This window comes from Streptomyces beigongshangae, assembly GCF_019710745.1.
Classification (GTDB): domain Bacteria; phylum Actinomycetota; class Actinomycetes; order Streptomycetales; family Streptomycetaceae; genus Streptomyces; species Streptomyces beigongshangae.
The window spans coordinates 164,534-190,395 of record NZ_JAHKJW010000013.1 but is presented as its reverse complement, the minus strand read 5'-3'; the positions used below and the strand labels follow the sequence as shown (position 1 = coordinate 190,395).

Here is a 25,862-nt window from a genome sequence, read left to right as displayed (position 1 = left end):
GCACACCCTCGCGGCATAACGATCACGTGTCCAAGATCACGGGGAAACTTCAGGTGTCACAGAAACCACAGTGATGGACACCGCGCATCTGGTTCTCGTAGGCGGCACTGAGAACTCGCAACGCGTCCACCACACGCTCGTCCACGATCCCCTTGCGGTAGTCGTGCCGCGGCGCCAGCCAGCCGACGTTGAGCATCTCCTGGTCGGATTCGTCGTAGGAGTAGCGAGTCAGGTCAGGGAAGTAGGTCATTCGTCGCTCCTCATCCTGGGGCAAGGCGTTCGGGACGCCGGTGGCGGGGGGTGCTCCGGTCAGAAGAGGTCCAGCCGGGCGGACTCGGTCGCTCCCAGCATCCGGCACTCTCCCGTCTCCCCGTCGACGCGCACGTAGCCGGTGCCGACCGCCATGTCCCGGGGGTCTCCGCTGCGGAGGTGGGCGACCGATTGGCAGTCGAAGTAGAAGGCGCCTCCCAGCCGCGCACACTCTCCTTCGACGAGTGCGAGGGCCATGCCCTCGTGACTGACCTTCTCGTCCAGGAACTCCCGGGCCAGCCCGGCCGCCTCTTCCCTGTCCAACATCAACCGGTCCTCACCTGGAGAGCACTGATCGAGCAGGCCGCGCACCGCGAAGTCGTCCATCTCGTCCCAGTCCGTGAAGCGGCACGATCCGGATGCCAGGTCGACCGCGATCGGCAGGTTTCCGCCGAGTTGCATGTCCTCCCGACCGTGATCGAGATAGTCGACGTGGTCGTAGAGAGCAATGAACCGCCCCCCGTCGACGAAGCAGTACTCGGGAATGAGCCGGACAGGGGAGGACGGCCCCCATGACGCGCTCTCCGCGGCGAGGAACTCCGCGGCCCTCCGCTCGGCCTCCTTCCTGTCGAGCATGTCGGTCGGTCCCCGTGAAGCAGTGATGACGGTATCGATGACGGTATCTCCGAGCGGCTGGATCGGCCCTGCCCCGGCGGAAGCCGGGACGGACCATCCTCCCGTCGACGTCGACGACGTGTAAACCGCCGCGGATCACCGGCCGACCGGCGGGAGGCCGACGGAGCGCGTCCCCGGGGACAGAACGCACTCCGCCCACACCGTCTTGCCGGGGCCCACCCGGTCGCGTACGCCCCAGCGGGCGGCGAGCGCGTCCACGAGGACCAGACCCCGGCCGTGGTCCTCGTCCGCGGTGGGCGCGGCGCGGACCGGCAGGGTGGGGTGGGTGTCGGACACCTCGACGAGCAGGACACCCCGGCCGTCGTCGCGGGCGAGGCGCAGGGCGAAGTCCCGTCCCGGTACGCAGCCGTGCAGGGCCGCATTCGCGGCGAGTTCGGCGACGACCAGGACGACCGCGTCGTGGACCACGGTGCCGTGCGGGTGGCCCCACGCGGTGAGTTGGTGCGCGGCGAGCAGCCGGGCGAGGCGGGCACCGCGCCGGGTCGCCGAGAAGCGCTGCGCGAAGGCGCGTACGGCGCCGGGGGTCTGGGTCTGTGGGACTGGCATGCGGCCAGCCTGCCGCGGGTCGGCCGGCCCTCGGCAGGGCCGGCACCGATACAGATCGCGTTGTACTGGTTCACCCGCTGGACTGGGAGTATCGCCGTGCGTGACCATACATTGACCGTGCGTGGCGCGGTGCGGGACGGCACAGGGAGAGGCGGCTGCGATGGCGGCGGACAACGGCGGCGGGACAGGCGGGGGTTGTGAACCGGAGCTGTCGGACAGCCTCAGGACCTTCGGCGCGGTACTGAAGGCGCTGCGGGAGGAAGCCCGCCTGACGCAGGAGCAGTTCGCGCCGCTGGTGCAGTACTCGGTCGCGTACGTCGCCAAGATCGAGCAGGGCAAGCGGTTCCCGCCGCGGAACCTGCTGGACCGGTCGGAGGATGCGCTGGGGGCGGTCGCCGGACGGGTGCTCGCGGCGGCGGCGAGAAGCCTGACGCGGAAGGTGGGGCTGGCGTCCTGGTTCCGCCAGTGGGCGGGGATCGAGGAGGAGGCGGTGTCGCTGTACGCGTACGAGTCCAGCGTGGTTCCGGGCTTGTTGCAGCCCGAACCGTACATTCACGCCCTCTTCGAGCGGCGGTTGCCGCCGTTGACAGAGGAACAGTTCGAGCAGCAGGTCACCGCTCGACTGGAACGCCAACGGCTTCTCAGGGCACGCCCGAACAGCACGTTCAGCTTCATCATCGAACAAGCTCTGCTGGATCGCCGCTTGGCCGGCACCGAAGTGACGATCGCGCTGCTCGACCATCTGCTCGATGTGGGCCGTCTCCGGAACGTGGAGATTCAAGTCATGCCGCTGGTGCAGGAGGACCATGCAGGCTTCGAAGGCCCTCTCTACCTAGCCGAGACCATGGAAAACCGGTGGGTCGGATACGTCGAAGCCCATGACTGCAGCATGCTCGTCACCGATCCGAAAGCCGCAAGCGCCATGCTTCAGCGCTATGGCAAGATGCGCTCGCAGGCCCTGAGCCATCGAGCCACCACGAGCCTGCTGGAGCAGATGCGAGGAGCGCTATGAGCACCACCGAACTTGCTTGGCACAAGAGCAGCTACAGCGGCGGTGGGGGCGGCAACTGCGTAGAGGTCGCCGTGCGCCCCCACGCCGTCCTCGTCCGGGACTCCAAGGACACCCGGCGGCAGGCACTGGCCGTCTCCCGTGACGCCTGGTCGGCGTTCACGGCCCTGGCGTCCGACCGGCGTGTCTGAAACTTCCGGCAGGGCGGCCGCCACCGGCCGCCCTGCCGCCGCGCAACGGTGGCTCCGCCTCCGGTGCTGCCCGCCCGGCAGGCTCTGCCGCAACCGACGAAACGACAAGTGCCCCGCATGGATGCGTCCGTGACCGACCCGAAGACCGAGAGCAGCAGGTGGACATCACTCGCCGCCTGCTGTACTTCCTGAACGCTCCGGTCACCGCGTACTGCCGCCTGCGCGGCGTCCTGCCCGCGCCCGGGGCCGTGCGCGTCGCCATCCGTGCCGGGGACGACGAGAACGGCCGGGACTTCCTCTAACGGGATCCCCGACGACACGGTGACCCCGTACTCCGTCCCCGGCCTGCTGCGTGCGGTTCTGACCGGACCCCAGCTCTACAGCAGCAGCGACGTGGGGGAGGTCCTGGGGATGAGGCTCATCCGTCTGCGCCCGGATGAGCTCACTCCGGACCCGGAACCCGAACAGGGCCGGGCGCTCACCGTCGTGCAGGCCCTGTCGGGCCCCGGCCGGGACCGCTGAGGAGCGGACACGCGCTGGGCCGCCTCGACAACGACACCTGCCCCCTCGAATCACCCCTCAGCGCCCTGCCCCTCGGCATCCCCGGCACCTGAACCGCAGACCCGGCCCGCGTGCCGGACGTCCGGTACGCCGGACGGACAGGAAGAAGGCGATCTTGGACGTCTACGAAGCGGTCACGAGCCGGCGGGCGGTGCGGGGGCTCACCGACCGGCCCGCCCCCAGGGAGGTGCTGGAGCGCGTGCTGTCCGCCGCGGCCTGGGTGCCCCCGGGTCGAACCTCCAGCCGTGGCACGCGTACGCAAGTACCTCCAGACGGTCATGCTGCTGCGCGCCGAGGGGCTGCACAGCTGTCCTCGGATGGCCCGGGCGAAGTTCCACCGGAGCGTCGCGGAGGTCCTGTCATCCGCAAGCGCACCGATCGAGCCAAAGACATCCTGCGCCCCGCTCCACCCGCCCGTGCCGCGAACACCGTTCCGATCCACCCGTCCGGCGGAGACGACCTGCGGCGAACCGTCCGGCGGCCCGCCCACCGGCACCGTTCGTGGTCATGGCCGACTTGTGCGGCGTTCCACGGGGCACTGTGCGCCCTGACTTGACGGTCAAAAAAAGTTGGTGGTTACAGTGAGCCGCCCCACATCCGCCGCCTCTGCAGAAAGGCGACGGGTGAAGATCGCACGAACTCACACGGAAGATGTTCAGCGGAGAGAAATCCGGCGGATGCCGCTGAGCGAACACCAGGCGAACAGCGAACCGGGGAGGGCGTGCATGACGATCACCGATCAGCCATCGGCATCACGGATCGAGGCCGACCTCTTCCTGCTGCACGCGCCCAGTGTCTTCGACTTCCGCGAGCGTGACGACATGCTGTTCGCCTACCTGAGCGACAGCGACAGCGTGAACGTCACCTCGGTCTACGAAATCTATCCGATCGGCTGGTTCTCGATAAAGCAGCGGCTGGCCGACTGCGGGTTCGACACGAAAATCGTGAACGTCGCCTCGCTGATGCTCATGCATCCCACGCTGGACGTCGAGCGGCTGCTCGCCCGCTTCGAGGCGCCGATCTTCGGATTCGACCTGCACTGGATGGCGCACTGCCACGGCTCGGTCGAGCTCGCGGCCCTCGTGAAGCGGGTGCACCCGGAGGCGCTCACCGTCTTCGGCGGTATCTCGGCGACCTACTACGCCCGTGAGCTGATCGAGTACCCGAGCGTCGACGTCGTCGTCCAGGGCTACGACACCCTCGATCCGGTCACCGAACTGGTCACCAGGGTCCGGCGGGGCGACAGGGACTTCCGCGGCATCCCGAACCTGCTGTACAAGACCGACGGCGAGGTCCGGGCCACCGGCTTCTCGCACACACCGGACAGCAATTACAACAACGTGCGCAACGACTGGTCGTACTACCGCGAGGCGGCCGACGGCGGGCCGTCGGCGTCCAAGCTCATCATGACCCTGCCGAACACCGGATGCGCGCACGACTGCGGCTGGTGCGGCGGATCCCGGTTCGCCTACCGCAACATCATGGGCGTCCGCAGGACCCTCGTGCAGAAGGACAACGACCTCGTCGTCGAAGAGCTCCGCACCATGCGGGAGGCGGCGAAGCGCACCTCGATATACGCGCTCCAGTGTTATTCCGAGAACAGAACACGCATGCACCAGTACCTGGACGCCGTGAAAGAGCTGGGGTACAAGAGCGTCCATTTCGAGCAGTTCAGCCTGACACCGCCCGACATCCTCAAGAAGATGGGCGAGTCGACGGACTCGTACATCATGCTCTCCCCGGAGTCCCACGACCTGAAGATCAGCAAGGCGGCCGGGCGCGGGAACTACACCATGCAACAGATGGAGGAGTGGATTCCGCGCGCTCTGGATGCCGGCGTGAAAGGAATCATGATCTGGTTCTTCATCGGCATGCCGTACCAGGACCGGCAGTCGGTGATGGACACGATCGCGTACTCGGAGCGGCTCATACGCACCTTCGGAGGGTGGGGAGCCCTTCCGCTCATCTGCCCGATGGTGCCGTTCCTCGATCCGGGCTCCCAGTTCTTCGAGGAACCGGAGAAACACGGTTACCGCATCCACCACCGCACGCTGGAGGAGCACCGCCGCGCCATGGTCGAACCGCTGTGGCACCGGCGCCTCAACTACGAGACGCGCTGGCTGGACAGGCGCGGGCTCCAGGACGTCTCCTACGAGGCGATCTCCCGCCTGGTGGAGATCAAGGGCGAGTACAAGGTGCTCCCGGCCGGGTTCTGCAAGGCCGTCCTCAGAACCATCGGCGAGACACGCGAGCTGCTCGGGGAGATGGAGCGGGCGCTCCACCTCGACAAGAAGCTGCCGGCCGAGCTGCGGGACCGGGTCCGTGACTACAACCGCAAGGTCCTGTCCTACACGAACGACCAGATCATGCCGGTTCCCCGGCCGCTGGGCGGCCGGTGGTTCGACGACGCCACCGTCCCGGCACAGATGATCGAGGACGTTCTCGCGTCGCCGGCCGCCCCGTCCCCGGTCCACGGTGCCTAGATGGACTCGTCCTCGCGCGTCCGGGACGGATCGGCCGACCGCCTGCGGCCGTCCCCGGGGCCGTGGCCGGGCGGACGGCACGGGCACGGGCACGGGCACGGGCACGGCGGAAGCAGACGCGGTGGAAACGGTCCGCACAGGTACCGGACGGGCGGGAGGTCGAGGTGCGCATCGCTGTGATCGGTGGTGGTCCCGGTGGGCTGTACTTCAGTGCGCTGAGCCGGCAACTGGCTCCGGAGCACGAGATCACCGTCTGGGAGCGGAACGCGCCCGATGAGACGTTCGGGTTCGGCGTGGTGCTGTCCGACCGGGCGCTGGAGGGGATCGGGCGGGCCGACGCGGCGCTCGTGTCCACGATGCGGCCGGCGCTCACCCGGTGGGACGGCATCGACGTGCGCCACAGGGGCACCACGTCCACGGCGGGCGGGCACGGGTTCGCCGCGATGCACCGCACCAGGCTGCTCCTGGCCCTGCAACAGCGCTGCGCCCGGCTCGGCGTTCCGGTGCGTCACGGCAGCGAGATCACCGATGTGGACTCCCTCGCCGCCGACCACGATGTGGTGGTGGCCGCCGACGGGGCGAACTCCCTGGTCCGGGAGCACTACGCCGAGGCATTCCGGCCCACGGTGCGGACGGGGAGGTGCCGGTACATCTGGCTGGGCGCCGACCTGGAGCTCGACTCGTTCACGTTCTACGTCGCGGACACGCCGGGCGGGGCCGTGCAGGTGCACGCCTATCCCGACTCCCCTCACACCAGCACCCTGATAGTGGAGCTGCCGGAGAGCACCTGGCGCGCGGCCGGGTTCGCCGGTGCCGCTCCCGCACGGCTCGCGCCGGGGGAGAGCGACGAACGGTCGATAGGCATCATCGCCGAGCTGTGCGGGGACCTCCTCGACGGGCACAAGCTCTACGGGAACAACTCTCGGTGGCTGCGCTTCCCGACGGTGCGGTGCGAGACCTGGCGGCATCGCAACATCGTGCTGATCGGCGACGCGGCGCACACGGCGCACTTCTCCGTCGGCTCGGGCACCAAGCTCGCGATGGACGACGCGGCGGCCCTGGCGAGAAGCCTGCGGGAGCAGCCGGACCCGGAAGCGGCCCTGGCCGCGTACGAGGCCGGGCGCCGCCCGCCGGTCGCCGCCCTCCAGCGCGCCGCACGGGCCAGCCGGGAGTGGTTCGAGAACGTCGACCGCTACACCCGTCAGGAGCCGCAGCAGTTCGCGGTGAACATCCTGACCCGCAGCCGCCGGGTCTCCTGTGCCGGTCTGCGCCGACGCGACCCCGGTTTCGTCGCCCGGTCGGAGCGGTGGTTCGCCGGCACGGTGGGCGGCCGGGCGGGCCCGCCCATGCTCCAGCCGTTCACGCTCGGCCGGCTGGACCTGGTCAACCGTGTGGTGGTCTCCCCCGGCACAACGTTCCCCGACCCCGGCGGAACGCCGGGGGACGTGCAGCTGGTGCACCTGGGGGGCGCGGCACTGGGCGGGGCCGGACTCGTGCTCACCGGTCCGGTGTCCGTCTCCGCCACGCATACGGCCCACCCCGACCGCGCCGGGCTGTACACCGAGGAACAGACGGCCGGATGGCGGCGGATCGTGGACTTCGTCCATCTGCACTCGTCGGCGAAGATCGGCGTGCAGCTCGGTTACCGCGGTTCCGACGACCCCGCCGAACCCCTCGGCGAGCTGCGGCGCGAGTTCGCCGCCGCGGCCCGGTGCGCTGCCGCCGCCGGGTTCGACCTGCTGGAGCTGGACTGCGTCGAGGCCGCCTCGTGCTCCCCGGTTCCGTCACCGCCGGCCGGCGCACGCGGCCGGGACGGCGGTTCGCTGCGAAAGCGTCTTCGCCGCCCGCTCGAAGTGCTCGGCGCGGTCCGCGCCGCATGGCCGGCCGGGCGGCCGGTCAGCCTGCGCATCTCACCGGAGCAGTGGTGCACGGACGAGGAGGGCGCCGACGCCGCGGCCGACTTGGCGAACGAGTTCGCCGGGCGCGGCGCGGCAGCGGTGCACGTCCTCGCCGCGAGCGACGCCGACCGGGAGGGGTACGCGGACCGGGAGGGGTACGCGGACCGGATCCGGAACCAGAACGGACGCAGGAGCGGGTTCGCCGTGATAGCGGCGGGCTCGATCACCGCCTCCGACGTCGACACGATCGTCCTGGCCGGACGCGCGGACCTGTGCGTCGTCGACCGGCCGACGATGACCCCGTAGCGGAGGAGGATGCCGTGCTCCCTGTCGCCGATCTCGGCCTGCTGCCGGAGAGCGCCGCCGAACAGCGCGGTGGGACCACCCTGTGCGCGGACACGCCATGGCTCTCCGCCTGCCGCACCCCGGTCACGGTGGGCGACTTCGCGACCGTGGTCGTGGACTACGCCGACCGGTTGTGGGCCGCCGGAGTACGACCGGGCGCGGTGGTCGCCCTGGTCAAGTCCAACCACCTCGACATCCAGGCGATCCAGTGCGCCCTCGTCCGCATCGGCGCGCTGCCCGCACTGCTGTCGGTGAAGATGGAGCCGCCCGATCTCCTGGACTGTCTCACCTCCCTCCGGCGGCCCTGGCTCCTGATCGACGCCGACGGCGCCGCCCTGCTGAGCCGGTGGCGGCAGCGACTGGACGGGACCGTCTCCCGGGTCGTCGCCCTCACTCCGGGGACCGCTCCGCCGGGCGCGGCCGAACTCGGCGAGTCGGCGCCCCACCGGACACATCGCCGTTCCGGTACGGACCCGGTCCTCGTCACGCATTCGTCCGGCACCACCGGGAGACCCAAGCTCCTCGTGCACACGGCGGACTCCCTGTACGCCCATGTGGCTCCCCAGTTGGGCGTGGTGCGGTCGCTCGACTACTCGGGGATCAGCGCGAAGTGCCTGTCCTTCGTGCACGTGCGGATGTCGTCCGCGCTCCTCACCGTGCTCAGTACGGGAGTGCCGTTCCTCGGCATCTCCTCCCCCGAGCCGGCCCCGGTGCGCGAGGCGCTCCTGCGGTACCGGCCCGAGACCCTGGAGGCCCAGCCGAACATGTTCCTGCGCTGGGAGGCGCTGGCACGCGAGACGCCCAACCCCTTCGCCCCGGTGGAACGTTATGTCAGCAGCTTCGACGCGCTCCACCCGCGGACCCTGCGGACGCTCCTGGAGGCGTCGGACCATCCGGACCCGACGTTCGTCCAGGCTTACGGGCAGACGGAGACCGGCCCCGTCACGCTGCTGGTGACCACACGTTCCGCCCTGCGGCAGTCGGGGCGTCCGCACTCCCGCGACGTGGGTGTGCCGCTCCCCGGCACGGAGGTCCGCGTCGTGGACGACGCCGGAACGGAGCTTCCGGCCGGCACCCCCGGGCACATCGAGGTGCGCACCCCCGCCCGGGCCGAGTCGATGGTGGGCCGTCCGCCGTTGCCCGGCCGCGACACCTGGTGGGCCATGGGCGACCTCGGCCTGCTCAGGCCGGACGGGCACGTGGAGCTCCACGACCGGCAGGCGGACCGGGTCCCCGGTGTGCCCAGCACCCTGCGCGCCGAGGACATCCTGCTCGACGAACTGCCCGAACTGGCCGAGGCCGTGGTCATCGCCTCGGAGGGAGCCGTCACGGTGGTGGCGGCCACGGCGGACGGCAAGCCGGTGGACGAGGACCGGTGGCGGCGCGCCCGTGACGAGGCGGGCCTGCCACAGGACACCGAGGTGCACTACCGGCCCTGGGAGGAGTTCCCGCTCACCGGCACGATGAAGGTCCGCCGGCACCGGCTCCTGCCGCACGGAGCCCCCGGATGAGCGGCCCGGCCGGGGTGGCGGCCCCGGCGCCCGGCCGTTTCCTGCCCGCGGAGCGAAGGGCCGCGGCGCTCGTCCTCGGCGCCGCGTTCATGCTGCTCGCCGACACCTCGATCGTGAACGTCGCCGTCCCCAGCCTGCAACGGGACCTGGGGGCCGGTGTGCCGGAGGTGCAACTGGTGGTCGCGGGTTACGTGGTCGCCTACGCGGTCGTGCTCATCACCGGCGGGCGGCTGGGCGATCTGTACGGCAGACGGCGCATGTTCGTGATCGGCATCGTGTCCTTCACCCTGGCGAGCCTCGCCTGCGGCCTGGCACAGGGGCCGGGTGAGCTGATCGCCGGCCGGGTCTGGCAGGGTCTCTCGGCGGCCGTGGTGTACCCGCAGGTCATCGCCACCCTGCACATCGTGGTCTCGCCGGAACGGCGGGGACGCGCGTTCGCGCTGTTCGGAGCGGTGGTGAGCTGCGCCACGATCGCCGGCCCGCTCATCGCCGGCCTGCTGATCAGCGCGGATGTCGCCGGGCTGCAGTGGCGCCCGATCTTCCTGGTCAACGTTCCCGTCGGTGTCGTCCTGGCAGCACTGGCCCTTCGCATGGTGCCTGCGCACAAGGGGTTGCGCCTGCCGCTCGATCACGCGGGTTCGCTCGTCGTCGTCCTGCTGCTGGTCGCGCTCCTGGTGCCGCTCACGGTCGGCCGTGACCAGGGCTGGCCGCTGTGGGGGTGGCTGCTGCTCCTGTGCACGCCGGTGCTCCTGGTCGTCTTCCTCCGGCTCGAAGCGGCGCTCGACCGGCGAGGAAGGACCCCGCTGCTGCGGCCGGGCCTCTGGACCGACCCCGTCTTCCGGCCGGCCCTGGCCCTGTACCTGGTGTACTTCTCCGCCGTGGTGCCCTTCTTCCTCTACTTCTCCCTCACCCTTCAGTACGGCCTCGGATACGGTGCGCTCGCCACGGCCGCGGCGATGGCACCGTACGCGGCCGGAAGCACGATCACGTCGCTGTGGTCGGCGCGTGCCGTGTCCCGGTTCGGCGCGCCCCGCACCGTTCTCACCGGCTGCGTCGTGTGCGCCGCGGGCGGTGCCCTGACGATCGCGACCATCGGGTGGAACGGGTCGGGACGGCACCTCGGCCTGTCCGTGGCGCCGGCCATGACGGTCACGGGCCTGGGTCTGGGCCTGGTGCTCGGACCGTTGCTGAACTTCGTGCTGGCCCGGGTCCGCAGCGACGACTCCGGAGCGGTCTCGGGGGCGCTCTCCACCGCTCAGCAGATCGGGTCCTCGCTCGGTGTGGCCGTGATGGGGCTGGCGTTCTTCCGGGGGTTCCGGGGAGATCTGACGGCTCTGGACTACCCCGCGCTGCGGACCGACATGATGCTCGGGCTGCTCGTGGTGACGGCTGCCTTCGCGCTGTCGTCACCGCTGGTCCGGGTCGTCGCGCGCCGCAGTCGCACCGACGGGGAGGGACCGGCTTCATGACGGGCGAGAGGGAGGCGGCCATGGACGGGTCCGCGCCGTCGGGCGCCGTGACGGTGCGGCAGAGGACGCTCGACGGGATAGCCGCGGGCACCGTCCCGATTCCGGCCTTCGTGAAGCGGCTCTCGCTCCAGGTCGTCGCGATGGAATGGCGGACGGGAGCCGTCACGGTGAGATTCCGCATTCCTGGCGATCTCTGCGTCGAACCGGGCATCGTCTTCGGCGGCCATGTCGCCGGCGTTCACGACCAGGCCGCCGGGTTCGTCATGTACAGCCTGCTGGAGGACCGGATGATGTTCGCCACCACCCGGCTGGACGTGAGGTACCTCGCGGTGACACGCCCCGGAGAGGTGTGCGCCGAAGCCGAACTGCACACGAGGGACGAGAGATCCGCCGAAGTGCGCGTCTCGCTGACGCAGGACGGAAAGGTGACGAGCGAGTCCCTCGTCACCGAGGCGGTCATGGAGACCAGGAGATGAGAATGCCGTGCTGACCGACCGGGATGTGCAGGAGCTGGTGGCGGGTGTGCTGGAGATCGACGTCGCCGATGTGGGGGTCGACAAGTCCTTCTACGTCGATCTCGAAATGGATTCGCTTCACAAGGCGGAGTTCGTCGTGGCGCTGGAACGCGCCTGCGGCACGGAGTTCACCCCGTCGGACGCCGCGGAGATGGACAGTGTCGGTGACGTGCTGCGGCTGCTCCGTGACCGGCGCCGGGTGCCATGATCCCCGCCGACGCGACGGTGAACCCGGTCGAGTTGCTGCTCGGCCACGCCGGAGGTCTGCGCTGCGCCGTGGACCGCCGGGCGGGCGAGGTCACCTACGCCGGCATGCGGGACGCGGTGACGGCGTACGCCGGGCGTCTGCGGGACGCCGGGGTGCGGTCCGGCTGCCGCGCGGTCGTCGTCTCCGACGACCGCGTCACGGCGATCACCGCCGTGCTCGCCCTGTGGTGGCACGGGTGCGTACCCGTCGTGCTGCACCCGATGCTCCGGCCCGCGGAGATCGGCTTCATCGTCCGGGACAGCGAGGCGGAGTTCGTCGAGCTGGACGTCCCCGCGAAGCACGAGGCGGCGTTACGGACCGAGCTGGCCGGGATCGACGCGGAGCGGCGGGCGGCCGGACGGTCCGCGCTGCGTACCGGACTCGGTTCCGGGCGCGGGAGCACGTCCGCGCTTTTGCCGGCCCGCTTCGGCGCGACCGACGAGCTCCTGGTCCAGTACACCTCCGGCAGCACCGGCAGGCCCCGGGGCGTACGGCACTGCCTGCGGGCGGTGCACGCGGTCCTGCGCGGCATCGGCAGCGTGCTGGAACTCACCTCGGACGACGTGGTGCTCTCCACGGCGAAGCTGTCGTTCGGATACGGCTTCGGGAACTCGCTGCTGCACCCCTACGCGGCGGGCGCGAGTTCGGTGCTGCTCGACGGAGCGGCGGATCCCTTCGGTGTGGCGGCGGCGCTGGAGGAACACCGGCCGACCGTGCTGTTCTCCGTACCCCGGCTCTACGCCGGCCTGCTCGATCTCGCCGCACAGGGCAGGACGGTCGGAACCGGCTCGCTGCGCCTGGCCGTGACCACCGGGGAGCGCCTGCCGGCCGAACTGGCCGCCCGTGTCACCGAGACGTTCGGCGTGCCGCTGATCAACGGGTTCGGCGCCACCGAGGTCCTGCACACGGTCGTGGCGGCCGTGGTGGGCGGGGCGCACGACACCGGTCCCGGATCGATCGGTCTGCCGGTTCCCGGCGTGGCCGCGAGCATCCGCGACGACGCCGGCCTGCCGGTCGGCGACGGGATCCCCGGCCGGCTGCACATCGTCACGGACTCGGCCGCGCTCGGCTACCTCAACCGGCCGCAGGACACCGCCCGTACGTTCGCCGACGGCGGCGTCTACACCGGTGACATCGCCTGCCGCGCGGCCGACGGCGGCATCCGCCATGTCGGGCGCGCCGACGACATGCTCCTGCTGGGCGGGCACAAGATCGCGCCGGCCGAGATCGAGCAGGTGGTCCGGGAGGTCGCCGGGGTCGTCGACTGCGCGGTCGTGGGCAGCAGGGATCCCGTCGGACTGGAGCGGGCCACGGTGTGTGTCGTGGCCCGGGACCCGGCGCGCCCGGACGGGCTCCGCGCGTCGGTGGGATCGGCACTGCGCGCGCGGCTGGCGCCGTACAAGAGGCCCTCCCGCGTCGAGATCGTCGACGAACTGCCCGTCACCGTCAACGGCAAGCTGGCCCGCTTCCGGCTCCGCGACCGGCTCGACGGTCCGGGGGGCGGTCCGGAGGACATGGCATGAGCTGGGAGATCATCGGGATGAGCGCGGTCTGCGCGCTGGGGGACACCGTCGCCGGCATCCACGGGGCACTGTGTTCCGGGCGGTCCGGCCTGGCGCCCTTGTCGGCGTTCGACACGTCCAGGTACCGCGCGGAGGCGGCGTACGAGGTGCCGGACCGGGCACGCCCCGACGTGGAGGAGCCACTGAGGGCCACCCGCTGGCTCGTCCGCGTCGTCCGGGAGGCCCTGGCCGACGCGGGCCTGCCCGAACCCGATCCCGGACTTCCGGTGCTGGTCGGGACCACGCACCGGGAGATGCGGACCGCCGAACTGTGGTGGCGGCACGAGGGCTCCCTCTCCCCCGCCGATCTCCACTTCACCTCCGCCCTGCGCTCCGCCTTCGGCCTGTACGACGTGCGCACCGTCGCCAGCGCCTGCGCGGCCTCGCTGTACGGGCTCGGGATGGCCACCGACCTGATCGCCCTCGGGCGGGCGGACACCGTGGTGGTGGCCGGCACCGACTCGATCACCGAGAGCTCGTTCGGCGGGTTCGACCGGATCCAGTTCCCGCCGCCCGGCGGCATCCGCGCGTTCGACCGGTCCCGCCACGGCATGATCATGGGAGAGGGCGCGGTGGCGGTGGTGGTGCGGCGGGCGGGCACGCGTCCCGGGAGGACACACGGCCGGGTGCGCGGCGTGAGCATGAACTGCGACGCCGCGCATCCGACGGCACCGGACAGCGCGGGCATCGTCCGTGCGATCCAGGAGGCGCACGAACGCGCGGCGGTCGTCCCCGAGGACATCGATCTGGTGATCGCGCACGGAAGCGGCACGGCGCAGAGCGACCTGGCCGAGGCGGTCGCGCTGGGAGAGGTCTTCAAAACCGTCGAGCCCGGCCCGCTCGTCACCGCGATCAAGGGCGGCACGGGCCACATCTCCGGCGGGGCCGGGCTCCTGAACCTCGTCGTGGCCCTCGAAGCGATCCGTTCCCGGACCCTGCCGGCCGTCGGCGGCCTCACCGACCCGATCGAACAGGCCGCGGAGGTACGGATCGTGACAGGCCGGCCGGCCACGGGGGCGTTCGCCACCGCGCAGGTCCACGCCGTCGGCATGGGCGGGATCAACGCCGTGGCGATCGTGGAGGGGAGCACGCCATGAACACTCCGGTCACGGCACGGACCGCGATCACCGGTGTCGGCTGGGCGGTGGCGGGACCCGATTTCGACCCGGCGACCGCACTGGCCGGACGGGGCATGCGCCACAAGGACCGCTCGTCGCGGTTCGCGGTACGGGTGGCCGAGCGAGCCCTCGACGACGCCGGACTGCTGGGCGCACCGGAACTGGACGGTGCGGCGGTGGTCGTCTCCAGCAACTTCGCGAGCCTGCAGACGGTGTGCGACTGCGTCACGGCGATCGCCGCCGGCGGCAGCACGGACATCAGCCCCATGCGCGTACCGCAGTTGTCGAGCGCCTTCGCGGCGGCCTGGGTCGCACTGGACCACGGTATGCGCGGCCCGAACCTGACGCTGTGCGACGGTGCTTCGGGCGGACTCGACGCCGTGGCCTCGGCACGGGACCTCGTCCTCGCGGGCCGGGCCACGGTGGCGCTGGTGATAGGCGTGGAGCCGGACGCCCCGTCGGTGGCGCGGCTGCACGGGGAGAGCGGCGGCACCCGCTGGATCGACGGGGCCGTGGGCCTGGTGGTCGAACCCGTACGGCGCGCCGAGAGCCGCTCCGCGCGGATCCGCGCGGAGATCGCCGGATACGGCAGGGCGCGGGACGAGCGGTCCGCCGTCCGGGCGGCGGACGCCACGGCGGTCCGGCGGCGCCTGGGGGACGAGGTGACCGCGCGCTTCGGACGGTGCTCCGGCGCCCTGGGCGTGGTGCAGTGCGCGCTGGCCGTGGAGCACATGGACGACGAGGCGGTGCTCGCCGTCGCGGGCGCCGGGACCGGGGAGGGCGACGGGACATCGGTCTCGGCCCTGGTGCTCACGCCCCCACGGAGGAGGGACACATGAAGACGTCCGACGACCGGCGTGTCGTGATCACCGGCCTGGGCGCCGTCTCCTGCGTGGGCACCGGTGTCACCGCGTACTGGGACGGCCTGCTCGCGGGCGGCGGGGAACCCGCCGACGTCCCGCTGCCGCACCTCAACATGCGGACGAAGAAGATGTACCTGGTCGACCGGGACGAGGTGCCCGCCGAACCGTCCCGCCACGCCGGGGTGGAGCTGGGGAGCAGCCCGCGTCTCGCGGTCGCCGCGGCCGAACAGGCGCTCGCCGACGCCGGCCTGGAGGACCGGGCGCGCCCCGCGCTCCCCGTGGTGCTCGGAGTGGAGCTGGGCAACGCGGACATGCAGGAGACGCAGCGCAGCGCGGGCCGGACGGCCTGGACGACGCCCGCGCCCGCGGCCGCCGTGGTGGCGGCGCGGATCGGCTCACGGGCGGCGGTGACCAGCGTGGGGAATGCCTGCTCGGCCAGTGGTTACGCGCTCACGATCGCGTCGGACATGATCCGCGCGGGTGAGGCGACCGCGGTCCTGGTCGGCGGGGCCGAGGGCGTCACACGGGCCGGGATGGGCGCTTTCAACCGGCTGGGGGCCGCGGATCCGGTGCGCTGCCGGCCGTTCGACCGGAACCGGGCGGGAACGATGTTCGGCGACGGATCGGCCATGATCGTGCTTGAGGCGGCCGGTCACGCCCGGCGGCGGGGTGCCGAGCCGTACGCCGAACTGGCCGGCGCGGCCTGGAGCTGTGACGCGTACCATCAGACGGCCCCCGATCCGTCGGGGGACCAGATCGTCCGCGCGATGACCGACGCGCTGGCCGACGCGGGGCTCGGCGGTTCCGACGTGGGCTGCGTCATCCCCCACGGAACGGGGACCCCGCTCAACGACGTCGTGGAGAGCCGGGCCCTGCACCGGATGTTCGGTGGGAGCACGCGTGAGGTGCCGCTCTTCTCGCTCAAGGCGATGATCGGTCACACGACCGGCGCGGCGGGCGCGTTCGCCTGCCTCACCGCGACGCTCGTGCTGCGTCACCGGCGGATCCCCGCGAACATCCCGATCGACCAGGACCCGGAGTGCGACGTCTGGCTGCCGCAGGAGCACCCCGTGCCGTTGGGCGCCCCTGCGGTCCTGATCAACACCTACGCGTTCGGCGGCAACAACACGTCTCTCGTCGTGCGGGACGTCACCCGGAAGGATGCGGGGGAACCACGGTGAGCACGGGTGGGCTGGCCGTCGCCGGACTGGGCATCGTGGCGCCGGGCGTCTGCCGGCCCGACGACGCGCTGGCGCCGGCCGACGAGGCGGTTCCCGGCTGGTTCCAGGCCGGATCCGCACTGCCCGGACGCGGCTACCGGCGGCTGCCCGACGCGTGCAAGTACCTCCTCGCCGCGTCGAGGCTGGCGGTCGGCGACGCCGGGGACCGGCTCTCGCGGACCGCTCGGGAGCACCGGGCCGCGGTGGTGGCCATCAACAACACCGGCGCCGCCCTGATGGAGGAACTGGACCGTACGATCATGCGGGACGGCGCGGCGGAGATGTCACCGTCCAGCAGCCCCTACATAGCCATGAGCTGCTTCGCCAGCCGCCTCTCGGTGGAACACGGGATCACCGGCTTCAGCCTCACCGTCAACTCCCCGGTCACCGCCGGCCTGGAGGCGCTCCAGTTGGCGGCCCGCGCCGTCGCCGCGGACCGTGCCCGGACGGTCCTCGTGGGCGCGGTCGAGGAAGCGCTCTCGCCTTCCCAGGCGACCGCCCCCGGATCGGAGGCGGGCGCCGTCGTGCTGTACTGCGAGTCCGCCGCGGGGGGCCGCGCGCGCTACGGCACGTGCCGGGTACGCAGCGCCTTCCTGGACCCCGCCGCGGCGGCGAGCGGTGCCGCCGCGGTCTTCGCCCCGCTGCTGGGCGACGCCCCGCCGTGCCGGATCGACGCCGTGCTGGACGACTCCGCGGTCGGAACGGCCGCCGCCCGGTGGCTGGACCAACTGACCGGCGAGCACGACGTCGTCATCGTCCCGGCCCCGGCGCAGGCCGGCTGCCTCACCCCCTTGCGGCGCGTCCTGGGCCTGCTCGCGCAGGAGCGCGGGGCCCCCGCCCGGCATCTGGTGCTGGCGGCTTCCGCCCAGGGCACGGTCACGTGCGCCGAACTGACTCTCGCACCACACCGTGCCGTCGGAACCGGCGGCGCGGAAGCACCCTCCGTCTGAACCAGGATCGAAAGGAGAGCCGCATCGTGTCAGGCAACCGGACAGCCGACGTCGACCTCGAAGACCTGCGTGCGCTGATCGCCGAAGAACTCGAACTCCCGGTCGAAGAGGTGACCGACGAAGCCGATCTGAAGAACGACCTCGGCGTCGACTCGCTCACGGCGATGGAGGTCGCCGTGCAGTTGGAGAAGAAGTACCGGATCAAGCTCGACGAGGAGGAGATGAAGTCGCTCACCTCACTGGCCGTGATCCACCGGCTCGTCGCCGCCAAGGTCGGGACGGCCTGATGGCCGGGGGGCCGCCCCCGACCGGCCCTCTCGGCACCGATCAGCAGGAAGGAAACCGATGCTCGTTCCCCTGAAGGGATCCTGGGCCCTGATATTCGGCGTCTCCAGCGGCATGGGCAGAGCGACCGCGCGGGCGCTGGCCGACGCGGGCTGCCACGTCATCGGCCTGCACTTCGACCTGGCCGAGGGCCGGCAGCGGGCGGAGGAGCACGCCGGGACACTGCGCGAACTCGGCGTCGAGGCACACTTCTTCAACCGCAACGTCGCGGCGAAGCAGGCCCGCGCGGAACTCGTCCCCGTCATCCGTGACCTCACGTCCGGCGTCGGGCCCCGGATCGTCCTCCACTCGGTCGCCTACGGGACGCTGACATCTCTCCTCCCGGTCCGCGACGGCCAGGAGGAGAGCCCGGGGGTCTCGCCGCAGCAGCTCACCATGACGGTCGAGGTCATGGGGCACAGCCTCGTCCACTGGACACAGGATCTGCTGAGGGCCGCCCTGCTGCCCCGCGGGGCGAAGGTCTTCGCCATGACCAGCGCCGGCGGGAACCGGGTGCTGCCCGGCTACGCGCCCGTGGCGGCGGCGAAGGCGACGCTGGAGTCCCACGTCCGCCACCTGGCGGTGGAACTCGCCGCCCGGGGGGTGGCGGTGAACGCGATCCGGGCCGGCACCACGATCACACCGGCACTGCGGAAGATCCCGGGCAGCGAGAAGCTGATCGCCCACTGCCAGGACATCAATCCGGGCGGCCGGCTGACGCGTGCCGAGGACGTGGCCGAAGCGATCGTCACCCTGTCCTCCTCCGACTCGCCGTGGCTCACCGGGAACGTCATCGGGGTCGACGGCGCGGAAGCCCTCGTGGTGTGAGCCGAAACCGAAAGGAGAGCCGTATCGTGCCGGATGACCGGACCGGGAACAGGCCGGTGGCGATCGTGACCGGCGGATCACGCGGGATCGGACGGGCCGTCGTGCTCCGCCTGGCGGCCGACGGCTTCGACGTGGCCTTCTGTCACCTGTCCAGTCCGCGGAAGGCCGACGAGGTCGCCGCCGAAGCCCGCCGTGCCGGCGCCCGGGTGCTCGTCCGCAGGACCGACGTCTCGGTCGCGGGCCAGGCCGAGGAACTCGTGTCCGAGACGGAGGCCGAACTCGGCCCGCTGGGAGCGGTGGTGGCCAACGCCGGCGTCGTACGCGACCGCCCGCTCGCGCAGATGGCCGAGGCCGAGTGGGGAACGGTGATCCGCACGAATCTCGACGGCACCTACCACATCTGCCGTGCCGCGGCGCGCTCCCTCATGCGGCACGACAACGGAACCATCGTCACCGTCTCCTCGGTGACGGGCGTCCACGGCGGCGTCGGCCAGTCGAACTACGCGGCGTCGAAGGCCGGAATCATCGGATTCACCAGATCGATCGCGAAGGAACTCGGCCGGTTCGGCGTACGGGCCAATTGTGTCGCACCCGGCATGATCACGACGGACATGACCGACGCGCTCAGCGAGGAGAAGCGGAAAGAGCAGGTCAGAAGGATTCCGCTGCGCCGCCCCGGAACACCGGACGAGGTGGCCGATCTCATCTCCTTCCTCCTTTCCGGGCGTTCCGCCTACATAACAGGTCAGGTTCTGGGAATCGACGGCGGCTTTTCGCTCTGACTCGCCGAAGCAGGGGATCGGCGGCAGCGCCGTGTTCGGAGTTGGAAGGACGATGATGGACATCACCCGCACGGTGACGCCGTTCGACCCACTCGATCTGGAGCGCGTCGCCGGGCTGATCGACTCACGGCGTGGCGGCGTGCTCGGTTCCGGGACGGAGTACCCGGGGCGCTACAGCCGCTGGGCCGTCGCGTACGTCGACCCGCCCGTGGAGATCGTCGCGACCGGGCGGCGGCTCACCGCACGGGCGCTGAACGAGCGCGGCCGGCTGCTCCTGCCCGTGGTCCTGACGGCGATGCGGCGGGCGGGCCGGGCTGCGGACGAGCACACCGTCGTGATACCGGAACCGGACCGCATGGTCCCGGAGGAGGAACGCACCCGGCGGCCGACCGTGTTCAGTGCGCTGCGCGAGATCGTCGCGGCGTTCCGGTTCGACGATCCGCACCTCGGCCTCTACGGAGCGTTCGGCTACGACCTCGCGTTCCAGTTCGAGCCGCTGAGACGGCGCATGGACCGGCCGGAGACCCAGCGGGACCTGGTGCTCCACCTGCCGGACGAGCTCTGGGTGGTGGACCGCAGGAAGGAGACGGCGAACCGGCACTCCTACACGTTCGAGGTCGACGGGGTATCCACGGCCGGTCTGCGGCGGGAGACCGGACCGGAGTCGCGGGGCGACGCGCCACCGCGCGGACCACGGGAGAGGGCGCCCCGGCCCGGGGTGTACGCCGGGCTCGTCGAACGGGCACGGGAGCGGTTCGTCCGGGGGGAACTGTTCGAGGTGGTGCCCAGCCATGTGTTCCACGGCAGGTGCGACTCACCTGCCGCCTTCCACCGCCTGCTGCGCCGGCGCAACCCCGCCCCCTACGAGTTCCTGTTCAACCTGGGGGCCGGAGAGCACCTGGTCGGCGCGTCACCGGAGATGTACGTGCGGGTGACCGGCGACCGGGTGGAGACCTGTCCGATCGCGGGCACGGTCAAGCGCGGCGAGGGACCGCTGCAGGACGCCGCGAACATCGTCGAGCTGCTCGGATCGGCCAAGGACGAGGCGGAGCTGACCATGTGCACCGACGTGGACCGCAACGACAAGGCCCGGGTGTGCGTACCGGGATCGGTGCGGGTGATCGGGCGACGGCAGATCGAGATGTACAGCCGCCTCATCCACACCGTGGACCACGTCGAGGGCCGGCTGCGGCCGGAGTTCGACGCACTGGACGCGTTCCTCACCCATATGTGGGCGGTCACCGTGACCGGGGCGCCCAAGGCCTGGGCGATGCAGTTCATCGAGGACCACGAGGACACACCACGGCGGTGGTACGGCGGCGCGGTCGGAAAGATCGGGTTCGACGGGTCGTTGAACACCGGCCTGGTGCTGCGCACCGCGCACATCACCGGCGGCGTGGCCGCGGTGCGGGCCGGCGCGACCCTGTTGTACGACTCGGTGCCGGAGGCCGAGGAGGCGGAGACCCACGTCAAGGCCCGCGCCCTGCTGGAGACGCTGGCGGAAGCGGACGCGCGCAGCGGACCCGGCACCGGGCGCCCCGCGGGCCCCGCCGTCCGCGTGAACGGATCCGGCGCCCCGGGATCCGCGGCGGTGCGTGTGCTGCTGGTCGACCACCAGGACTCGTTCGTGCACACGCTGGGCGACTACTTCCGGCAGGCGGGCGCCGAGGTCACCACGCTCCGGTACGGGTTCCCGACCGCCCTGCTGGACGAGTACGGGCCGGATCTGGTGGTGCTGTCGCCCGGTCCGGGACTTCCGTCGGATTTCCGGTGTGCCGCGCTCCTCGACGACGTGTACCGGCGAGGACTGCCGGTGTTCGGGGTGTGTCTGGGGCTGCAGGCCATGGTGGAGCACGCCGGCGGGAAGCTGTCGGTCCTGCCCGAGCCCGAGCACGGCAAACCGGGCCTGGTGCGGGTGTCCGGGGGCGTGCTGCTGACGGGACTCGGTCCGGAGTTCGTCGCCGGGCGGTACCACTCGCTGTCCGTGCCGCCGGCCGAGGTGCGCGGCGGCTTCACGGTGACGGCGACGACCTCCGACGGGGTGGTGATGGCGATCGAGGACGCGGCGGCGGGCCGGTGGGCGCTGCAGTTCCATCCGGAGTCGATCCTCACCGCACCGGATCGGGCCGGGCACCGGATCATCGCCAGGGTGCTCGAACTCTGCCGGGAGCGGACGCGGACCGCCTCGCCGGATTCCGTGCTGCGGTGAGGCGGTCCGTCGGGGCCCGGACGGCGCGTCGGCCCCGCGCGTCCGCACGATGCGAGAGGACGGGACGATGCGGGAGGACGGAAACCGTTGAACGAGCCGGTGCATGTCGAGCACCTGCGGGTGCTGTGGGCCGATACGGACGCCGGAGGACGTATCCACTGGTCGGCGGTGTTCCGCTGGGCGGAAGCCGCCGAGCACGCGTTCCTCCGTACGCTCGGCTGGCGGCCCGCCGAGGCGGGTTCCTACCCCCGGCGCTCGACGGAGGCCGCATATCACCGGCCCCTGCGCTTCGGCCAGGACTTCGAGCTGCGCATCAGCGTCGAACGGGTGAGGACCGGCTCCGTCACCTTCGGCTGGACGGCCACCAGCGACGGACAGGTGTGCGTCAGCGGTAGTCACACGGTGGTGCACATCGACGCCGACGGCCGTCCGGCGCCGTGGCCGGACCGTCTTCGGGCCGGCCTGGCGGACGGCGGACGCGCGGCCGGGGACCGGCCCGGCCGCACCCGCCCGGCCGGCCGGCCCGTCAGTCCTTCCTGATGCGCAGGAACGTCACCGAGTTCGCCGGGAAGGTGTACGTGAACCTCTCCGCCGCCCCGGAGAAGGTGGACGTCACCGGCGCGACCGCCGTGGCCGTCTCCGTGTTCACGGCGTCCGGCGCGGCGGCGAGCGTCGTCACCGCCGCCTCCGGGCGGACCTCCGTGCCGCCCAGGTCGATCGCCGTGCGGGCCTCCACCGTCTGCGCGTTGACCACCTTGACGATCAGGTCGCCGGTCCGCGCGTCCTCGGTGACGACCTGCCGGAACGGCTCGGCCGGCTTGTCGTCGGTGAAGCCGCCCCACTCCTGGCCGTCGAGGTACAGGGTGACCTGCCGCCCGCGCACCTTTATGCCGATGTCGTAGGCACGGTCCGTCTCGATCGACCCGGCCTTGGAGAGCAGGGTCGACTTGCCGCCGTCCACGGCCTGCTCGACGGCCGACTGGGTGTTGTTCCAGCCACCCAGGTTCCACCAGTAGTAGTTGCCGGTGTCCTTGACGCCGAAGGCCACCAGGAAGCCCTCCTTGCCGGCCTTCTTGGTCGCCTTCACGTGCAGGTCGTAGTCGTGCCAGGCCGGGTCGCCCGCGGAGACCATGGTGTTCTCGGCGGCCTCGTCGCCCTGGACGTACTGCCCGTCCCGGACGCTCCAGCTGCCGCCGCCCGTGTGGGTCCACCGCGAGGCGTCACCGGAGAAGTCGTCGGCCAGCAGGGGCGTGCCGTCCGCGCCGGTCACCCGCACGTCGTCGTAGGCGGCGCTCGTCGCCCACGTCGACAGGCCGACCGCGCCCGCGATGGGGCCGCTCACGGACGGGGTGGCGGTCGCGTCCGACGGGACCACCCGGTCGCCGACGTTGCGCATGAACAGCTTCTGGACCTCGTAGTTGGCGGAGTTCCAGGAGGCGTGGTTGTTGAACCAGATCAGGTCCGGGCGCCACTGCACGTAGTCCTCGTTGGCGAGCAGCGGGGCGTACGAGGCGAGCTTGACGACGTCCGCGTTGCGCTCCAGGCCGGTCATGAACGCGGCTTCGGCGAGGGCGTTCCCGAAGGTGTTGCCCTGGGAGGCGTACTCGCCGAGGAAGACCTTCGGCCCGCTCCTGTCGTACGTGTCGTAGCGGTCGTTGTTCTGGAGGAACCACCGCGGGCTGTTGTAGTAGTGCTCGTCGACCATGTCGACGTCCGCTTCCCGGTTGAGCCGCCAGGCCGTGTCGAACGTCGCGCCGGTGTCGTCGGGGCCGGAGTTGGAGATGACGGTGATCTCCGGGTGCTTCGCCTCGATGGCCGTGCGGAACCGCTTGAAGCGCTCGAAGAACTCGTTCGGCAGGTTCTCCTCGTTGCCGACCGCGAGGTGGGTGAGGCGGAAGGGCTTCGGGTGGCCCATCCTCGCCCGCTTCGCTCCCCACTCGCCGGTCACCGGCCCGTTGGCGAACTCGATGAGGTCCAGGGTGTCCTGGACGTGGCGCCGGAGCAGGGTCTCGTCGTCGACGGCCCGGTTCTGGCCGCAGCCGGTGACGAGGGCGGGCACCACGGGCAGCGGCATGGCGCCGACGTCCTCGGAGAACTGGAAGTACTCGTAGTAGCCGAGCCCGTAACTCTGGTTGTAGCCCCAGAAGTTGGCGTTCGTCGCGCGCTGCTCGACCGGACCGACGGTGTCCTTCCACTGGTACGCGCGCCTGCGCTCCCAGCCGGACGCCTCGTCGTACCCCTCCATGCTGCCGGTGTTGACCAGGCAGCCGCCCGGGAAGCGGACGAAGGCGGGGTCCAGGGCGGCGATTTTCTGCGCCAGGTCCTTGCGCAGGCCGTGGCCCTTGTACGTGTCGCGCGGGAGGAGCGAGACCATGTCGAGGGCGGCCGGACCGTCCGCGGCCACCGTGAGGCGGCCGTCGGCGCTGGTGCGGGTGGCGGTGAAGCGTGCCGTGTACTTGGTCCAGCCCGCGGCACGGGCGGTGACGCGGCGGGCCCGTGCCAGTTCGCCGCCGGCGTCGTGCAGGGTCACCGAGAGGGCGGGCGCTCCCTCGGCGCGGGCCCAGACCGAGAAGTCGTAGACCTTGCCCCGCTCCACCGAAATGCCGGTGTTGTAGCCGGAGTTGGTGACGGAGGAACCGGCGTCCAGGGCGAGGTAGGTGCGGTTGCGGGCGTTCAGCCGGCCCTCGTCGTCCGCGGTTCGCGCGGTGCCGGTGACGGCCCACGAGGTGAGGGGCGTGTACGCGGCGTTGTCGGCCTCCGTGTACTCGAAGGACCGGTTCTGCACGAGTTCCGCGTACAGGCCGCCGTCCGCCGCCCGGTTGATGTCCTCGAAGAAGACGCCGTACATCGTGTCGTCGATCGTCGCGCCCGCGGTCCCCGGGTCGACGGTGATCGCGTAGTCGGTGGCCGCGCGGTCGGCGGTTTCCCCGGCGGCGGCGTCCACCGGGGCCGGGGCGAGGAAGGAGGCGGCCAGCAGGGCGGCGGCCGTGAGGGACAGTCTCCAGCGCGTGCGTGTGCCGGTGCGGGCATGTGACATGGATCCTCCGCGGCTCCGAGAGACGTGCAACACGATTACTTGTTCGCCATTTCGAACATTGGTCAGCACTTCGAACGGCAAGATAGGGAGGAGGCAGAAGCGCGTCAACAGTTCGGACGGGAGAGGCCGCGGTGGCGGACGGGATGGCCGGATTCCGGCCGGTGAGCGATGTGCTGGCGTACCTCGCCGGGAGCTGGCGGGTGGAGCGCTCGGTGCGGGACCTCGCGAGCGGGGCGACCGGCGCCTTCCGGGGGGCGACGGTGTTCGAGTGGTCCGAATGGCCCGAGGGGGCCGAGAGGGCCGAGAGGGCCGAGGGGGCCGAGAGGTCTGAAGGGTCTGGAGGGACAAAAGGGTCCGCAGGGCTGCTCCACCGCGAGTCCGGCACCTTCGAGTGGCAGGGCGTGGCCCGGCCCGCCGAGCGCACCCTGCGGTTCCTGCCGGGCGACGGGCCCGGCCGCGCCGACGTGCGGTTCGCCGACGGCCGCCCCTTCCACGACCTGGACCTGACCTCGGGGCGGTACACCGCCGACCATCCGTGCGCGGCGGACCTCTACCGGGGCGAGTTCAGCGTGTACGGCGCGGACCGCTGGCGGACGGTGTGGCGGGTGGGCGGCCCGGCCAAGCACCTGCTCCTGACGACGGACTACACACGGGACTAGACAGGTTCGTGCCGGGCCTCGAACCGGAGGTTCCAGCGGCCCGCCCAGCCGATGAGGGTGACCGTGGACAGCGGACGGACGTCGAGGTTCCAGTACGTCGACGAGTGCGCCCTGAGCGCGTAGACGAGCGCGGCGCGGACCACCGCGGGTTCGGCCACGGCGACGATCCGGCCGCCGTCCTCGGCGGGGCGGGTGTCGAGCCAGCCTCCCACCCGCCGGATGAACTCCACCATCGGTTCACCGCCGTGGGCCACCGAGAACGGGTCGGCGAGCCAGGCGTCCACGGCCTGGGGTTCACGGGCCATCGCCTCGCCGAGGGTCAGACCGCGCCAGCGGCCCATGTCGCAGTCCCGCAGGGCCGGCTGGACCAGCGGCGCGAGGCCCAGCGCGTCACCGGTGGCCCGGCTGCGCGGCGTCGGCGAGCAGTACCGCAGCTCGGCCGCCGCCAGCGGCACCAGCGCGTGGGCGGCACGCTGCACCTCGCCCCAGCCCGTCTGGTCCAGCGGCCGGTCGTCGTCGAAGCGCTCGGCGGGCGGCGAGGAACCACGGGCGGCGGCGATCAGCGTGACCCGAACATGCATGCGGCGATC

26 protein-coding genes and 1 pseudogene are annotated in these 25,862 nt (G+C 71.5%); 22 read left to right on the top strand and 5 right to left on the bottom strand.

Annotated features, from left to right (window positions below):
* Window positions 1-49: 49 nt before the first annotated feature.
* The 3 genes from KM933_RS13165 to KM933_RS13155 form a co-directional block, all read right to left on the bottom strand.
* On the bottom strand, window positions 50-250 hold the full coding sequence (locus KM933_RS13165) for a DUF7919 family protein (RefSeq protein WP_260333450.1): 201 nt from the start codon (window positions 248-250) through the stop codon (window positions 50-52).
* Between the two features lie 59 nt (window positions 251-309).
* Window positions 310-885, bottom strand: a complete 576-nt coding sequence (locus KM933_RS39280) for a hypothetical protein (protein WP_260333449.1) — start codon at window positions 883-885, stop codon at window positions 310-312.
* 135 nt (window positions 886-1,020) lie between these two features.
* Window positions 1,021-1,491 carry an ATP-binding protein gene (locus KM933_RS13155; protein WP_221351550.1) on the bottom strand — a complete coding sequence of 157 codons (471 nt, stop codon included), beginning with the start codon at window positions 1,489-1,491 and terminating at the stop codon, window positions 1,021-1,023.
* Between the two features lie 160 nt (window positions 1,492-1,651).
* Between KM933_RS13155 and KM933_RS13150 the strand changes: the two genes are divergently transcribed.
* From KM933_RS13150 to KM933_RS13050, 21 genes and pseudogenes are all read left to right on the top strand, one after another.
* A complete protein-coding gene (locus KM933_RS13150; RefSeq protein WP_221351548.1) occupies window positions 1,652-2,503 on the top strand; it encodes a helix-turn-helix domain-containing protein in 852 nt (283 codons plus the stop codon).
* Window positions 2,500-2,691, top strand: coding sequence for a DUF397 domain-containing protein (locus KM933_RS13145; protein ID WP_221351546.1), 192 nt, complete (start codon window positions 2,500-2,502; stop codon window positions 2,689-2,691). The genes KM933_RS13150 and KM933_RS13145 overlap by 4 nt, the downstream gene beginning before the upstream one ends.
* Window positions 2,692-2,849: 158 nt before the next feature.
* Entirely contained in the window at window positions 2,850-2,993 is a 144-nt protein-coding gene (locus KM933_RS13140; protein ID WP_221351544.1) for a hypothetical protein, read from the top strand.
* A gap of 19 nt (window positions 2,994-3,012) precedes the next feature.
* Window positions 3,013-3,213, top strand: coding sequence for a hypothetical protein (locus KM933_RS13135; RefSeq protein WP_221351542.1), 201 nt, complete (start codon window positions 3,013-3,015; stop codon window positions 3,211-3,213).
* A gap of 154 nt (window positions 3,214-3,367) precedes the next feature.
* Window positions 3,368-3,519: pseudogene (locus tag KM933_RS39275) on the top strand (nitroreductase family protein); the annotation flags it as partial.
* A 458-nt stretch (window positions 3,520-3,977) separates the two neighbouring features.
* Window positions 3,978-5,735 carry a B12-binding domain-containing radical SAM protein gene (locus KM933_RS13125; protein ID WP_260333448.1) on the top strand — a complete coding sequence of 586 codons (1,758 nt, stop codon included), beginning with the start codon at window positions 3,978-3,980 and terminating at the stop codon, window positions 5,733-5,735.
* A 164-nt stretch (window positions 5,736-5,899) separates the two neighbouring features.
* Window positions 5,900-7,939 carry an oxidoreductase gene (locus tag KM933_RS40255; RefSeq protein ID WP_221351540.1) on the top strand — a complete coding sequence of 680 codons (2,040 nt, stop codon included), beginning with the start codon at window positions 5,900-5,902 and terminating at the stop codon, window positions 7,937-7,939.
* A 14-nt stretch (window positions 7,940-7,953) separates the two neighbouring features.
* Window positions 7,954-9,489, top strand: coding sequence for a class I adenylate-forming enzyme family protein (locus tag KM933_RS13115; RefSeq protein ID WP_221351537.1), 1,536 nt, complete (start codon window positions 7,954-7,956; stop codon window positions 9,487-9,489).
* On the top strand, window positions 9,486-10,958 hold the full coding sequence (locus KM933_RS13110) for an MFS transporter (RefSeq protein WP_221351535.1): 1,473 nt from the start codon (window positions 9,486-9,488) through the stop codon (window positions 10,956-10,958). Before KM933_RS13115 ends, KM933_RS13110 begins: the two co-directional genes overlap by 4 nt.
* Window positions 10,955-11,434 (top strand): PaaI family thioesterase, encoded by a 480-nt coding sequence (locus tag KM933_RS13105; RefSeq protein ID WP_221351533.1) that lies wholly within the window; start codon window positions 10,955-10,957, stop codon window positions 11,432-11,434. The genes KM933_RS13110 and KM933_RS13105 overlap by 4 nt, the downstream gene beginning before the upstream one ends.
* A 7-nt stretch (window positions 11,435-11,441) precedes the next feature.
* The gene (locus KM933_RS13100) at window positions 11,442-11,681 is read left to right on the top strand and encodes an acyl carrier protein (RefSeq protein WP_221351531.1); all 240 of its coding nucleotides are present in this window, start codon (window positions 11,442-11,444) and stop codon (window positions 11,679-11,681) included.
* Window positions 11,678-13,243: a class I adenylate-forming enzyme family protein gene (locus tag KM933_RS13095; RefSeq protein WP_221351528.1), complete on the top strand. Its 1,566-nt coding sequence runs from the start codon at window positions 11,678-11,680 to the stop codon at window positions 13,241-13,243. The genes KM933_RS13100 and KM933_RS13095 overlap by 4 nt, the downstream gene beginning before the upstream one ends.
* Window positions 13,240-14,379, top strand: a complete 1,140-nt coding sequence (locus KM933_RS13090; protein WP_221351525.1) for a beta-ketoacyl-[acyl-carrier-protein] synthase family protein — start codon at window positions 13,240-13,242, stop codon at window positions 14,377-14,379. The genes KM933_RS13095 and KM933_RS13090 overlap by 4 nt, the downstream gene beginning before the upstream one ends.
* On the top strand, window positions 14,376-15,239 hold the full coding sequence (locus tag KM933_RS13085; RefSeq protein WP_221351523.1) for a beta-ketoacyl synthase N-terminal-like domain-containing protein: 864 nt from the start codon (window positions 14,376-14,378) through the stop codon (window positions 15,237-15,239). Before KM933_RS13090 ends, KM933_RS13085 begins: the two co-directional genes overlap by 4 nt.
* Window positions 15,236-16,444: a beta-ketoacyl-[acyl-carrier-protein] synthase family protein gene (locus KM933_RS13080; protein ID WP_221351521.1), complete on the top strand. Its 1,209-nt coding sequence runs from the start codon at window positions 15,236-15,238 to the stop codon at window positions 16,442-16,444. Before KM933_RS13085 ends, KM933_RS13080 begins: the two co-directional genes overlap by 4 nt.
* Window positions 16,441-17,433 (top strand): beta-ketoacyl synthase N-terminal-like domain-containing protein, encoded by a 993-nt coding sequence (locus tag KM933_RS13075; protein ID WP_221351518.1) that lies wholly within the window; start codon window positions 16,441-16,443, stop codon window positions 17,431-17,433. Before KM933_RS13080 ends, KM933_RS13075 begins: the two co-directional genes overlap by 4 nt.
* 26 nt (window positions 17,434-17,459) lie before the next feature.
* Window positions 17,460-17,720 (top strand): acyl carrier protein, encoded by a 261-nt coding sequence (locus KM933_RS13070; protein ID WP_221351516.1) that lies wholly within the window; start codon window positions 17,460-17,462, stop codon window positions 17,718-17,720.
* 58 nt (window positions 17,721-17,778) lie between these two features.
* Window positions 17,779-18,585 (top strand): SDR family oxidoreductase, encoded by an 807-nt coding sequence (locus tag KM933_RS13065; RefSeq protein WP_221351514.1) that lies wholly within the window; start codon window positions 17,779-17,781, stop codon window positions 18,583-18,585.
* A gap of 26 nt (window positions 18,586-18,611) precedes the next feature.
* Window positions 18,612-19,367: a 3-oxoacyl-ACP reductase FabG gene (fabG, locus tag KM933_RS13060; RefSeq protein WP_221351512.1), complete on the top strand. Its 756-nt coding sequence runs from the start codon at window positions 18,612-18,614 to the stop codon at window positions 19,365-19,367.
* Window positions 19,368-19,419: 52 nt separating this feature from the next.
* A complete protein-coding gene (locus KM933_RS13055) occupies window positions 19,420-21,576 on the top strand; it encodes an anthranilate synthase component I (RefSeq protein ID WP_221351510.1) in 2,157 nt (718 codons plus the stop codon).
* Between the two features lie 87 nt (window positions 21,577-21,663).
* Window positions 21,664-22,116, top strand: a complete 453-nt coding sequence (locus tag KM933_RS13050; RefSeq protein ID WP_221351508.1) for an acyl-CoA thioesterase — start codon at window positions 21,664-21,666, stop codon at window positions 22,114-22,116.
* On the opposite strand, the gene KM933_RS13045 is transcribed toward KM933_RS13050, so the two are convergent.
* A complete protein-coding gene (locus KM933_RS13045; RefSeq protein ID WP_221351505.1) occupies window positions 22,103-24,613 on the bottom strand; it encodes an alpha-L-arabinofuranosidase C-terminal domain-containing protein in 2,511 nt (836 codons plus the stop codon). The two genes, KM933_RS13050 and KM933_RS13045, sit on opposite strands and share 14 nt — an antisense overlap.
* Window positions 24,614-24,756: 143 nt before the next feature.
* Here KM933_RS13045 and KM933_RS13040 point away from each other — a divergent pair, with 143 nt between their 5' ends.
* Complete coding sequence (locus KM933_RS13040) at window positions 24,757-25,272, top strand: DUF6314 family protein (protein ID WP_221351576.1); 516 nt, start codon at window positions 24,757-24,759, stop codon at window positions 25,270-25,272.
* Here KM933_RS13040 and KM933_RS13035 read toward each other — a convergent pair.
* Window positions 25,269-25,853, bottom strand: coding sequence for a histidine phosphatase family protein (locus tag KM933_RS13035; protein ID WP_221351503.1), 585 nt, complete (start codon window positions 25,851-25,853; stop codon window positions 25,269-25,271). The genes KM933_RS13040 and KM933_RS13035 overlap by 4 nt on opposite strands.
* Window positions 25,854-25,862: the final 9 nt, after the last annotated feature.

Excerpts from the sequence above, each read along its gene's own strand:
- KM933_RS13155 (WP_221351550.1), bottom strand. The coding sequence starts at position 1,491 with ATGCCAGTCCCACAGACCCAGACCCCCGGCGCCGTACGCGCCTTCGCG.
- KM933_RS13090 (WP_221351525.1), top strand. The coding sequence starts at position 13,240 with ATGAGCTGGGAGATCATCGGGATGAGCGCGGTCTGCGCGCTGGGGGAC.
- KM933_RS13035 (WP_221351503.1), bottom strand. The coding sequence starts at position 25,853 with ATGCATGTTCGGGTCACGCTGATCGCCGCCGCCCGTGGTTCCTCGCCG.
- KM933_RS13150 (WP_221351548.1), top strand. The coding sequence starts at position 1,652 with ATGGCGGCGGACAACGGCGGCGGGACAGGCGGGGGTTGTGAACCGGAG.
- KM933_RS13165 (WP_260333450.1), bottom strand. The coding sequence starts at position 250 with ATGACCTACTTCCCTGACCTGACTCGCTACTCCTACGACGAATCCGAC.
- KM933_RS13055 (WP_221351510.1), top strand. The coding sequence starts at position 19,420 with ATGATGGACATCACCCGCACGGTGACGCCGTTCGACCCACTCGATCTG.
- KM933_RS13080 (WP_221351521.1), top strand. The coding sequence starts at position 15,236 with ATGAAGACGTCCGACGACCGGCGTGTCGTGATCACCGGCCTGGGCGCC.
- KM933_RS13085 (WP_221351523.1), top strand. The coding sequence starts at position 14,376 with ATGAACACTCCGGTCACGGCACGGACCGCGATCACCGGTGTCGGCTGG.
- KM933_RS13095 (WP_221351528.1), top strand. The coding sequence starts at position 11,678 with ATGATCCCCGCCGACGCGACGGTGAACCCGGTCGAGTTGCTGCTCGGC.
- KM933_RS13145 (WP_221351546.1), top strand. The coding sequence starts at position 2,500 with ATGAGCACCACCGAACTTGCTTGGCACAAGAGCAGCTACAGCGGCGGT.
- KM933_RS13065 (WP_221351514.1), top strand. The coding sequence starts at position 17,779 with ATGCTCGTTCCCCTGAAGGGATCCTGGGCCCTGATATTCGGCGTCTCC.
- KM933_RS39280 (WP_260333449.1), bottom strand. The coding sequence starts at position 885 with ATGCTCGACAGGAAGGAGGCCGAGCGGAGGGCCGCGGAGTTCCTCGCC.
- KM933_RS13125 (WP_260333448.1), top strand. The coding sequence starts at position 3,978 with ATGACGATCACCGATCAGCCATCGGCATCACGGATCGAGGCCGACCTC.
- KM933_RS13040 (WP_221351576.1), top strand. The coding sequence starts at position 24,757 with ATGGCCGGATTCCGGCCGGTGAGCGATGTGCTGGCGTACCTCGCCGGG.
- KM933_RS13045 (WP_221351505.1), bottom strand. The coding sequence starts at position 24,613 with ATGTCACATGCCCGCACCGGCACACGCACGCGCTGGAGACTGTCCCTC.
- KM933_RS13110 (WP_221351535.1), top strand. The coding sequence starts at position 9,486 with ATGAGCGGCCCGGCCGGGGTGGCGGCCCCGGCGCCCGGCCGTTTCCTG.
- KM933_RS13105 (WP_221351533.1), top strand. The coding sequence starts at position 10,955 with ATGACGGGCGAGAGGGAGGCGGCCATGGACGGGTCCGCGCCGTCGGGC.